This is a genomic window from Methylophaga sp. UBA4204, from assembly GCF_002379485.1.
GTDB lineage: Bacteria > Pseudomonadota > Gammaproteobacteria > Nitrosococcales > Methylophagaceae > Methylophaga.
Genome location: NZ_DFTU01000093.1, coordinates 24,140 through 36,063, shown reverse-complemented (window position 1 = coordinate 36,063; position 11,924 = coordinate 24,140). Strand labels below are relative to the sequence as shown.

The window sequence follows — 11,924 nt, the reverse complement described above, 5'->3', positions numbered from 1 at the left end:
CACTGGATGATATTAACCACTACCAAGCCAATAAACACTGCAACAGCCGTAGTAAAACCATAGTAGAGAAGGGTGGAACCACCTAAACGGCCCAGTTTTCGAACATCACCAAGGGCGCCAATACCGCTGATAACCGAGGCAACAATCAACGGGATAATGATCATTTTTAGTGCATTGAGAAATAAATCACCCAGCCAACCGATTTGTAATGACAGGTCACCGAAAAACCAACCAAACAAGACACCAATGATGGCACTCAGAATAATCAAAATTAATAATATGACGGCATGTGAGTGTGGCATGGGCTGCTATCCTCAAATTTATAAGTGCTAAAACAAAAACAGGGCTGAAAGCCCTGTTTTTGTTAACTGGATGAACATCGGTTAAAAATTACTTATCGCCAATACCGACAATATTGTAACCACCGTCAACATAGGTAATTTCGCCGGTTACCCCGGATGCCAGATCGGAGCACAGGAAAGCACCTACATTGCCCACTTCATCAATCGTGACATTACGACGCAATGGTGCATTACGTTCGCCATAGGCCAGCATCTTGCCAAAATCGCCAATACCGGCAGCAGCAAGTGTTTTTATAGGACCAGCAGAAACAGCATTTACCCGAATGCCTTCCGGCCCTAATGAATAGGCCATATATCTTACAGTGGCTTCCAGAGCGGCTTTTGCGACACCCATAACGTTGTAATTATCGATAGCCCGTTCGGCACCCAGATAGCTCAATGTCAATAATGAACCATTACGGCCAGCCATTAATTCTTTACCGGCTTTCGCCAATGCAGCAAAGCTGTAGGCACTGATATCATGTGCAGCGGCAAAACCTTCACGTGTCACACTGTCAACAAAACTGCCTTGCAGTTGTTCACGCGGAGCAAATGCGACCGAGTGAACAATACTGTCCAGGCCATCCCATTGTTTGGCCAGATCATCGAAAACAGCTTTGATTTGCTCATCACTGCTAACATCGCACGGAAAAATTAATGCTGGATTGGAGCCACATTCTTCAGCGATTTTTTCGACGCGGGATTTGAGTTTGTCATTTTGGTAAGTAAAAGCTAATTCAGCACCTTCACGTGCCATGGCATGCGCAATACCGGCGGCGATAGAACGCGAGCTGGCAACGCCAACAATCAATACCCGTTTGCCTTGTAGAAAACCCATGAAGTACTCCAGAAATTTTAAAACCGATAAACTTACCTGATTTTGGCAGGTACTGGAAGAGGCGAGCAGCTTACATTCCCGTTATACTCCCTATTTGCCTGGTTTCAACGTTGGATGATTATGCCCCGATTTTCTGTTGTGCTCTTCTGGATAGTTATTGCATCGCTGACAGGTTGTGATATATCGGCTATCAACTCTCCATACCCTGCAGCTGAGAGTGAAAAAACGGTCAGTTACAGCTCCTTTATGCTGCGGCCAAAACATCTGGATCCCGCCCGTTCTTATTCAGCCAATGAAAGTCTCATTACGGCGCAGATTTATGAGCCGCCCTTTCAATATCATTACCTCAAACGTCCATATCAAATGGAACCATTGAACGCAGCGAAAATGCCTGAAGTGGTGTTTTTAGATAAGAATCAACAAGTATTAACGGGGGCACAACAGACAGCAGAAAATATCGCTTTTTCACGTTACACAATTACCCTGAGACCCGGAATCGCCTATCAACCACATCCCGCATTTGCTCAGGATGCGTCTGGACAATGGCTCTATCACGATCTGGATCAACAGAGTTCTAGTCACCTGAACACTATTGTGGATTTCCCCGAGCAAGCCACCCGGGAATTAAAAGCCGCTGATTATGTATATCAAATTAAACGGCTGGCACATCCGGAAGTGCATTCACCCATTTTAGGTTTAATGAGTGAGCACATTGTCGGTTTGGGTGATTTTGCCGCCACTCTCAATAAACTGCAGCAACAAGGTAAGCCGATTGATTTACGTGAATTAGATATCGCTGGCGTGGAAGCAATTGATGATTATCAATTCCAAATTACCGTGTATGGTCAATATCCCCAGTTGAAGTACTGGCTGGCCATGCCATTTTTTGCTCCCATCCCCTGGGAAGCTGACGTGTTTTACCAGCAGACTGTATTAAAAGATAAAAATATCACCTTAGACTGGTACCCGATTGGAACAGGGGCCTATCAAATGATTGAAAACGATCCTAACCGTCGCATGGTGATGGTTAAAAATCCTAATTATCACGGTGAAATTTATCCCAGTGAAGGTAATCCAGGTGATGCTGCAGCTGGTCTGCTGGATGATGCGGGTTTGCCAATGCCCTTTATCGATAAAATCATTTACACCCTTGAAAAAGAAAGTACCTCTTACTGGGGGAAATTCATTCAGGGGTACTACGATATCAGTGGCTTAACTTCCGACAGCTTTGAACAGGCGATCCAGGTTTCTTCAGGTGGGTCGTTTGGGCTAAGTGAAGATATGATGGAAAAAGGCATTGATTTGCAGGCTGCTGTTGGCACAACTACCCATTATATTGGTTTTAATATGCTGGATTCAGTGGTGGGTGGAGACAGTGAACGAGCACGCAAACTACGTCAGGCGATTGCTATTGCGATAGATCAGGAGGAATTCGTTTCTATTTTCTTTAACGGACGTGGAATTCCTGCCCAAGGACCTATCCCTCCGGGAATTTTTGGTTATCGTGACGGCCGGGAGGGATTGGACCCTTACGTTTATGAATGGCGGGATGACGCGGTACGCACCAAGCCAATTTCTTTTGCCAGAGAACTACTGGCAGATGCCGGATATCCCAATGGTCGAGATGCTGAAACAGGGCAACCGTTAGTTCTGTACTTTGATGTATCTGCTGTTGGACCGGATGCCAAAGCCCAGTTGGACTGGATGCGCAAACAGTTTCAAAAACTTAATATCCAATTAGTGATTCGGTCGACTGATTACAATCGTTTTCAGGATAAGATGCGTCGCGGACAAACACAGATATTCAAAGTCGGCTGGAGTGCTGATTATCCGGATCCGGAAAATTTTCTGTTTCTTTTATACGGGCCCAATGCCAAAGCTATTCATAACGGTGAAAACAGCGCCAATTACCAAAACCCTGAATTCGATAAGTTATTTGAACAGATGCGGGTGATGCCTGACGGTGATGAGCGTCAGGAAATTATCGATAAAATGGTGGATATTGTTCGCCATGATGTGCCGTGGGTATGGGGATTTCATCCCAAACAGTTAACGTTGTTCCACGCGTGGAATAAAAATATCAAACCTAATCTGATGGCAAACAATACATTAAAGTATCATCGGATTGATCCGCTATTACGAGACCAGTTGCGGTCGAAATGGAATCAACCGACCATCTGGCCGCTGATTTTGCTGTTGTTTATTTTTATCATGGCAATGTTGCCAGCTATTTTGATTTATCGTCGAAAAAAACACCAACAGGCTGTCAATACTTGATACTGTTGATTTTGCGTATCATCCGGTACAATTAAACGCGAAAATTGTTATACGACTTCAGGTATCAATTGAGCAGGGAGAAAAGCACGTGGATTTGGCTACTTTACTGGGTTTTTTAATAGCCTGGAGTCTGATTATCGCCACTATTGCTCTTGGGGCAGCGGCGAGCACCTTTGTTAACACGCCTTCTTTCATGATAGTTGTAGGTGGCACCTTTGCCGTCGTCATGATGCGCTTTACCCTCAAACAGTTCATTGGTTCAATGAAAACGGCGACCAAAGCCTTTTTGCATAAATCTGAAGATCCTTCTGAAATTATTGCCAGTGTGGTTGTCTTAGCCGGTATCGCCCGTAAAGAGGGTTTGTTGGCATTGGAACGGCAGGAAGTTAAAAATCCTGCCTTGGCATTGGGTATCCGAATGCTGGTTGATGGTCATGAGCCGGCTGTGGTCAGAAAAGCCCTGAACACAGAAATGAATGAAACGGTCAACCGACATAGCATCGGTCAACAGATTTTCCAGCAAATTGGTGATGCCGCTCCGGCGATGGGAATGATCGGTACTCTGGTTGGTCTGGTTCAGATGCTCTCGAATATGTCCGATCCGAAATCAATTGGTCCAGCGATGGCGATTGCATTACTGACAACCTTATACGGTGCAATGATTGCCAATATGTTTGCATTGCCTGTAGCCGATAAGCTTGCTTTACGCAGTAATGAAGAGCTGATGAATAAAAGTATTATCATTGAGAGCGTAATGGGAATTCAGGAAGGTCAGAACCCGAAAGTATTGGAAGAGTTACTGAAAAATTATCTTCCGGCTTCAAAACGGGATGCTGAAGAGCCAGCCCCGGCCGAAGCTTAATCAGCTGACGACGGCAGAATTCTATGAGTGAGTCTGAAACGCAAAGTTTCAAAAAGCAGCAAAAGAAAGGGTTGCCTGCCTATATGGCGACATTTGCCGATTTAATGTCGTTATTAATGTGTTTCTTTGTTTTGTTATTGTCGTTCGCTGAAATCGATGCCATCAAATATAAAATGGTGGTTATGTCTTTGGAGAAAGCCTTTGGTGTGCAGCGAGAGGTAGTGGATGAAGCCATTCCTAAAGGCACCAGCATCATTGCACAGGAATTCAGCCCGGGCGAACCTAAACCCACACCGCTGAATATTGTCAGACAGGAAACAACTGATGATACGAAAGATGTGTTAAAAATCACCATGGATGCCGAAGCTGTCGCAGAAGCGCAGGCAAAGCAGGTCGCCGAGGAAGTCGAAGAATTTAAAGAAGCGCTGGAATCAGAAATCGAACGTGGTTTGATCGTTGTAGAGAATCAGCTCAATCGTATTGTTATCCGAATTCGTGAGCGTGGTTCCTTTCCCTCTGGCGACGCTACTTTGAACCAGGACTTTGTTCCTATCCTGAAAAAAATTAATGAAGTATTAACGCAGACTGACGGACTAATTGCCGTGGCAGGACATACTGATAACATTCCGATTAATACTTCCCGTTATCGTTCTAACTGGGAGTTATCAACTTCAAGAGCGACTTCAGTAGTTCACGAACTGCTTAAGTACAATACGATTCCACCTGAACGTTTTGTGCTTGAAGGCTATGCTGATACCCGCCCATTAGCCCCAAATGATTCTATTGAAAATCGGGCAATAAATCGTCGTGTGGAAATTGTTGTTCTAAAAGGTTCGCTGGACAGCGAGCTCACCAAGTCCATTGATGATTTGATTCAGCAGCACGATGCAATAGAAAGTGAAATTCAACAAGTCCGTTGAACGTCAAAAGATTGCTGCCATCAAAATATATCTGTCTAAACAATGGTATTATTTTGCAAGTTTTTGATATCAGTTATGACACGATTCATAGCATCGAAACATAAGCACACAAACAAAAAAAGAGCCTTTTACTGGAAAAAAGACGACCGTATAGAAATAATGCAGTCGGTTGTATAAAGGCGCTGACAATAAGAAAGTTAGAGGTAAACATGCAAAAAATTTCCGTGGAAACAGGAATCGTGATCCCATTGGATCGACCAAACGTCGATACGGATGCCATCATACCTAAACAGTTTCTGAAATCGATCAAGCGCAGTGGTTTTGGTCCCAACCTGTTTGATGAATGGCGTTATTTGGATCACGGCGAGCCGGGACAGGATTGTAAAGATCGTCCGCTGAATCCGGATTTTGAATTGAATCAACCACGTTATCAGGGTGGCACGATATTACTGGCACGTGAAAACTTTGGTTGTGGATCGAGCCGTGAGCATGCTGTTTGGGCACTCGAAGACTATGGTATTCGAGTGATTATTGCCCCCAGTTTTGCTGATATCTTTTTTAGCAACAGCAGTAAAAATGGCATTCTCACAATACAACTCGATGAACAGCTGGTCGAAAAACTATTTCATCAGGTCGAGGCTACTCCAGGTTATAAATTGACCGTTGATTTGCCAGAACAGAGCATTTTGTTGCCTGATGGTGAAGTCCTGCATTTCGAAATAGACAGCTTTAAAAAGCATTGTTTGATAGAAGGTCTGGATGATATTGGTCTGACCCTGCAGCATACTGATGAAATCAAAGCTTACGAGGCCCGTCGTCGTGAACAAACGCCGTGGCTGTTTTCCTAATATTTTTTCCATTTATAAGTAATAACATTCATGACAAAGAAAATTGCAGTATTGGCCGGTGATGGAATCGGTCCGGAAATTGTTGCCGAAGCCGTAAAGGTTTTAAATGCTTTTAAACAGGATGGTTTGGCGATTGAACTTGAATACGGTTTGATCGGTGGGGCTGCCTACGATGAAACCGGCAGTCCGCTTCCTGATGAAACCTTGCAGATGGCCAAAGAGGCAGATGCCATTTTGTTAGGTGCAGTGGGAGGCTATAAATGGGAAGCACTGGATATCAGTGTGCGTCCGGAAAAAGGTTTATTGGGTATTCGTTCACAATTAAACCTTTTTGCTAATTTACGTCCGGCTTTGTTATATCCACAATTAGCAGATGCATCCACCCTGAAACCAGAAGTTGTGTCCGGTCTGGATTTGATGATTGTCCGTGAATTAACGGGTGGGATTTACTTTGGTCAGCCCAGAGGGATCCGTACTCTGGATAATGGCGAGAAAGAAGGCTACAACACACTGGTGTATCGCGAAAGTGAAATTAATCGTATTGGACGCGTGGCATTTGATATTGCACGTAAACGGCAAAGTCGTGTTTGTTCGGTGGACAAAGCCAATGTATTGGAATGCACCGAGTTGTGGCGTGAGACGATGACAACATTGTCCAAAGACTATGCCGATGTCGAGCTAAGTCATATGTATGTTGATAATGCTGCAATGCAGCTAGTGCGAGCACCAAAGCAGTTTGACGTTATGGTGACCACCAATATGTTTGGCGATATTTTGTCAGATTGTGCGTCAATGCTGACCGGTTCGATTGGTATGTTGCCCTCTGCGTCGCTAGATGAAAACGGCAAGGGAATGTATGAACCTATTCACGGTTCAGCCCCTGATATTGCTGGTCAGAACATTGCTAATCCACTGGCAACGATTTTGTCAGCTGCTATGATGTTACGTTACACCCTTGATCAGCCGGCTTTTGCAGATCGTATTGAAGCTGCCGTAAGTAAAGTTCTGGATCAAGGTTTAAGGACAGCAGATATTTTCTCCGCGGGAATGACTCGCGTGACCACTGCTGAAATGGGCGATGCCGTTGTGGCAGCGCTGTAACAAAAGAATTTAGGTGAAATGTGACTAAACAAATTGATGTTGCTGTTGTAGGTGCTACTGGTGCGGTTGGTGAAACGATGCTGGATATCCTGCATAAGCGGAATTTTCCGGTAGGTAAAGTGTATGCATTGGCCAGTGAGCGTTCAGCTGGCTCAACTGTTCAGTTTGGTAATAAATCGATAATGGTTGAAGATTTGGCCGAGTTTGATTTTTCCAAAGTACAGATAGGCTTGTTTTCTCCTGGGGCCAGTGTTTCTGAAATCTATGCGCCAAAAGCGGCTGCTGCAGGCTGTATTGTTATCGATAATACCTCACAGTTTCGTTATGACGATGATGTTCCACTGATCGTGCCTGAGGTGAATCCAGATGCGGTGGCCGGTTATAAAAAACGTGGCATTATCGCTAATCCGAATTGCTCTACCATTCAAATGCTGGTGGCGTTAAAACCCATTTACGATGCTGTGGGGATTACTCGTATTAACGTTTGCACCTACCAGGCGGTATCGGGAAGTGGAAAACCTGCAATGGATGAGCTGGCCAAACAAACTGCTGCTCTTTTGAATGGTCGCCCGGTGGAAGCTGAAGTTTATCCTAAACAAATTGCCTTTAATGTGATTCCTCAAATCGATGTTTTTATGGATAACGGTTATACCAAAGAAGAAATGAAAATGGTTTGGGAAACTCGCAAAATCCTCGGTGATGAGTCAATACAGGTCAATCCAACCGCGGTCCGGGTGCCTGTCTTTTATGGTCATTCTGAAGCCATTCATATCGAAACCCGTGACAAGATCACTGCTGAAAAAGCCAGAGAGCTGCTATCAGCGTTTGATGGCATCGTCGTGATTGATGAACACAAAGATGGTGGTTATCCAACAGCTGTCACAGATTCCTCTGGTCAGGATCCTGTATATATAGGGCGAATCCGTGAAGATATTTCACATCCAAACGGTTTGAATTTATGGGTTGTTTCAGACAATGTTCGTAAAGGTGCGGCACTAAACAGTGTGCAAATTGCTGAACTTCTGGTAGATAGATACCTCTAGGCATTGCTGAGATTGTCAAGGAAGGGGAGTTAAATGAAACAGAAAACGTTGACCAGTTTGTCGGTAGCTGCGGCACTTGGTTTATTAACTCCCTTACCGGGTCATGCGTTTGGCCTTGGTCAGATAACTTTATACTCTGCCTTGAATGAACCTTTCAGGGCAGAGATTGAGGTCAATGCACTTCAGGATGATGAGCAGGGTAATCTTGAGGTCAGATTGGGTTCATCCCAGGATTTTGAAAGAGCAGGACTGGAACGCAGTTTTTTATTAACCCAGCTGAATTTTGAAGTTATTGAAGAAAGTGATTCCACCCGAATTTTGGTCACTTCTGATATACCCATCAAAGAACCATTTCTGGGATTTTTACTGGCCGCAACCACTGGTCAGGGAAAATTACTTCGCGAATATATGGTGCTGCTGGATCCACCTAAAGAGCTGTACCGCGGTCGTGGCACTGTGGATTCACCACGCGCACCGAATACTCAATCAACGGTTCCTGCTGCTCCTCGCACAACATCTTCAAATCAGTCAGCCTATACATCTGATCGCTTGACGCAATATAACGTTCAGTCACGCGATACCTTATGGAGCATCGCCGAGAGGACACGGCCCTCAGACGATATTACGATGCAGCAGATGATGATTGGTTTGCTTAATGCGAATCCTAGGGCATTTCAGCAAAACAATGTGAACAGTCTTTACGCAGACAGCACACTTAAAATTCCTGCTACAGAAGAAATTACCCGCCTTTCTGCCAGTGAAGCCAAAGCTGCTGTAGACAGGCAAAATCTCGACTGGCAACAACGCAGTCTTGCTCAGACTGCTTCTCCTGCAGCCACCGTTGATGAAGTTTCCACATCGGAAAATATTGCAGCAGCAGAAAATAATGAAATTGAACCAGAAACCGAAGCGCCAAACGACGCTGAAGATCAATCAAGCTTAACAGAGAGCGATGAAACACTGTCAGATGCTGAGAGTGCACGCTTAAAGTTAATTGCTGCAACGGAAAACAGTTTGCTGGAGGCAGATCCGGAAATTAATGGTGATCCTGACTTACAGCGCATCAGTGAACAATTAACGCTTGCCCAGGAAACCATAGAGTCACAAACCCAGGAAAACATTGATTTCAAAAATCGTATGGACGCGATGGAACGTCAACTGGATACTATGCGTCGTCTTATTTCGCTTAAAGATGCGGATATGGCAAGACTGCAAAGCTTGCTCGAACAAGACGAAACCCAGATGGATTTAGCGACACTGGTAGATGAAGCAAACACCATTCTGGAAAATAGTGAGGCTGAAAGCGAAGCATTAAATGACAGTGACAATAATACTAGTCAGAACAATGCAGCTGAATATCCAACTAATCTTGATACTGATGATAATGAATGGCAACCGATTGATATTGCTAATGATGAAACAGATGCAACGTCAACTGAAGAAGAACCGTCATCAACAGAAAGCAACGAAAATGTCGCTGAGGAGCCGACAGAATTCGAATCTGTCACCAATGCTGAATCTCCCGAACTGATTGTTGCTGAGTTGGATGAAAATACAGCAGAACCAGCAGAACTGGAAACAGCTGCTGCAGAGGTTGATGCTGCGATAGTTGAAGCTGCTCAGGAACTGAATTTAGACCAGCAACAGCTGGACTCTCTTTACCAGCGGGTTCAAGCTTTTGTCATAGCACATAAGGTTGAATCATTACTGGCAATCTTATTGTTGCTTTTGATTATCTGGATGATTCTCCGCCGTGGTCAGCGTGAAGTCAGTTGGGATGATGCTGTCAGTAAAATTAACAAAAACAAACCGGCCACCACGACAGCTGAAACCGGTAGTGTAAATATTGTCACCCCGGTTGCAGAAGAGAAAGAGGCAACAACCGAAAGCCAAACCAAATCAGTTGATGAACTGGTCGAACAAGCTGATATGTTTGTTGGTTATGCCGATTATGTACAAGCAGCAACCGCACTTGAACAAGCTTATCGGCAGGCACCGGATGATAAGGAAATTGCTGCAAAATTATTATTCATTTATTACAAGCAACAAAAATCTGCAGACTTCATTGCATTATTGAACACCTCAAGTATTGGTGAAACCGATCCGCAGTGGCCTGAGGTAAGAAGCTGGGGCGCTCAGCTATTACCTCATAATCCTTTATTTGCTGAACCCTCTGATGAGGCTGAGGCTGCTATTGAAGAATCCATCGAGGAAGTGCAAACCACTTTTGATACTGAGGATGAGCCAAAAATCGATGTTGATGCCGAAGAAGAAGTGATGGAGACATCCTCTGAGCCTGAGGAGTCGGATCATATAGATTTCAATCTGGATGATTACAAAACCGAGTCAACCACTATTTCCAAGGCTGAAGAAGTCTACCAACGTGATGAAGAGGATTTGTTGCAGTTTGATAGCAGTACATCTGCAGACAAAGACTCAGCAACTGAGCTGGAACAATCAGAACAATCTGAAATTGATACTTATCCTGAAGATGATGATCTGCGAATAGATTTTGAACAGGATAATGTGTTGCAACCGGATTCCTCTGCCCCCGATGTTCTGGACTTGAATATTGATGAGACAGACGATGCTTCAGACCAGCAACCTGATGAGGTTTTATCTGTAGATTCTTTAGATGCTGATGAACTGGATCTCACTAATTTTGAAACTGCAGAACCGACAGAAACTGAAGAAGTTGATGTTATAGAAGATTATCTGAATCTGGATAGCAGTGTTGATGATGATGAACTTGATTTCGATCTCAGTGATTTCGACTCAATCGATGAATCTGAAACCAAACTGGATTTGGCAGCAGCCTATTCCGATATGGGTGATCCTGAAGGCGCAAGAGGTATCCTCGAAGAAGTCCTTGAGCAGGGTACGGATGAACAGAAAAAACGAGCACAGGAACTGCTCGACAATTTGTCTTAACGAGCGCTAAGGTGAGGTTAGCGTTAAGTGTCGAGTATGACGGCAGTAATTTTCATGGGTGGCAGTTTCAGCCAAAACAACGGACTGTTCAGGGCGAATTGCAGAAAGCCGTATCGCTTATCGCCAATACACCGACAGAAGTGTTCGCTGCCGGCCGCACTGATACTGGGGTGCATGCATTAAATCAGGTGGTGCATTTTGATACCGAGGCTATTCGGCAAGAACGAAACTGGCTATTGGGATTGAATTCCAACTTACCCCACGATATCAGTATTAAATGGGTAAAACCGGTTTCAGAAAACTTTAACGCCAGGTTCAGTGCAATAAAACGTCGCTATCGTTATTTAATACTCAATCGTGACAGCCGTTCCAGTGTGCATCATCAACGGATGTGGTGGGTATATAAAAAGCTTGATGAACACCAGATGCAATTGGCTGCTAATAGCCTGCTTGGCCAGCATGATTTTTCAGCATTTCGGGCACAGGAATGTCAGGCCAAAAGTCCGATAAAGACCCTTGATAAATTGATTGTCACTCGTCGTGATGATTGCATTGCTGTGGATGTTGAAGCCCGTTCTTTTTTGCATCACATGGTGCGTAATCTGATGGGCGTATTGGTTCCTGTTGGGGAGGGCAAGAGACCTGTCGAATGGGCTCAACATGTTCTACAAAGTCAGGACCGTAACATGGCGGGTGTTACCGCCCCACCTCAAGGTCTGTACCTGACAGATGTCGTTTATCCGGATGAATTTTTCCTGCCAAG

The 11,924-nt window shown here is 44.5% G+C and carries 10 protein-coding genes; 8 read left to right on the top strand and 2 right to left on the bottom strand.

Annotated features, from left to right (window positions below):
* Together B3182_RS14075 and B3182_RS14070 are read right to left on the bottom strand one after the other, a co-directional pair.
* The coding region (locus B3182_RS14075; RefSeq protein WP_292753180.1) for a cation:dicarboxylate symporter family transporter at positions 1-302 on the bottom strand (302 nt) is incomplete at its 3' end.
* Positions 303-390: 88 nt separating this feature from the next.
* Positions 391-1,179 (bottom strand): enoyl-ACP reductase FabI, encoded by a 789-nt coding sequence (locus B3182_RS14070; protein ID WP_292357577.1) that lies wholly within the window; start codon positions 1,177-1,179, stop codon positions 391-393.
* A 120-nt stretch (positions 1,180-1,299) separates the two neighbouring features.
* On the opposite strand from B3182_RS14070, the gene B3182_RS14065 reads away from it, so the two are divergent.
* From B3182_RS14065 to truA, 8 genes are all read left to right on the top strand, one after another.
* Positions 1,300-3,456 (top strand): ABC transporter substrate-binding protein, encoded by a 2,157-nt coding sequence (locus tag B3182_RS14065; RefSeq protein ID WP_349677940.1) that lies wholly within the window; start codon positions 1,300-1,302, stop codon positions 3,454-3,456.
* Between the two features lie 88 nt (positions 3,457-3,544).
* A complete protein-coding gene (gene pomA, locus B3182_RS14060; RefSeq protein WP_292357573.1) occupies positions 3,545-4,318 on the top strand; it encodes a flagellar motor protein PomA in 774 nt (257 codons plus the stop codon).
* Between the two features lie 23 nt (positions 4,319-4,341).
* A complete protein-coding gene (locus tag B3182_RS14055; protein ID WP_292357571.1) occupies positions 4,342-5,238 on the top strand; it encodes a MotB family protein in 897 nt (298 codons plus the stop codon).
* Positions 5,239-5,447: 209 nt separating this feature from the next.
* Positions 5,448-6,086 carry a 3-isopropylmalate dehydratase small subunit gene (gene leuD / locus B3182_RS14050; protein ID WP_292357570.1) on the top strand — a complete coding sequence of 213 codons (639 nt, stop codon included), beginning with the start codon at positions 5,448-5,450 and terminating at the stop codon, positions 6,084-6,086.
* 30 nt (positions 6,087-6,116) lie between these two features.
* Entirely contained in the window at positions 6,117-7,187 is a 1,071-nt protein-coding gene (leuB, locus tag B3182_RS14045) for a 3-isopropylmalate dehydrogenase (protein ID WP_292357568.1), read from the top strand.
* 20 nt (positions 7,188-7,207) lie between these two features.
* Positions 7,208-8,230 (top strand): aspartate-semialdehyde dehydrogenase, encoded by a 1,023-nt coding sequence (locus B3182_RS14040; RefSeq protein ID WP_292357566.1) that lies wholly within the window; start codon positions 7,208-7,210, stop codon positions 8,228-8,230.
* Between the two features lie 33 nt (positions 8,231-8,263).
* Positions 8,264-11,161, top strand: coding sequence for a FimV/HubP family polar landmark protein (locus tag B3182_RS14035; protein ID WP_292357564.1), 2,898 nt, complete (start codon positions 8,264-8,266; stop codon positions 11,159-11,161).
* 11 nt (positions 11,162-11,172) lie between these two features.
* Positions 11,173-11,924: tRNA pseudouridine(38-40) synthase TruA (gene truA, locus B3182_RS14030; RefSeq protein WP_292753174.1), on the top strand; the 752-nt coding region annotated here is incomplete at its 3' end.

Coding starts and splice junctions, on each gene's coding strand:
- B3182_RS14070 (WP_292357577.1), bottom strand. CDS start 1,179: ATGGGTTTTCTACAAGGCAAACGGGTATTGATTGTTGGCGTTGCCAGC.
- B3182_RS14065 (WP_349677940.1), top strand. CDS start 1,300: ATGCCCCGATTTTCTGTTGTGCTCTTCTGGATAGTTATTGCATCGCTG.
- B3182_RS14055 (WP_292357571.1), top strand. CDS start 4,342: ATGAGTGAGTCTGAAACGCAAAGTTTCAAAAAGCAGCAAAAGAAAGGG.
- leuD (WP_292357570.1), top strand. CDS start 5,448: ATGCAAAAAATTTCCGTGGAAACAGGAATCGTGATCCCATTGGATCGA.
- leuB (WP_292357568.1), top strand. CDS start 6,117: ATGACAAAGAAAATTGCAGTATTGGCCGGTGATGGAATCGGTCCGGAA.
- B3182_RS14035 (WP_292357564.1), top strand. CDS start 8,264: ATGAAACAGAAAACGTTGACCAGTTTGTCGGTAGCTGCGGCACTTGGT.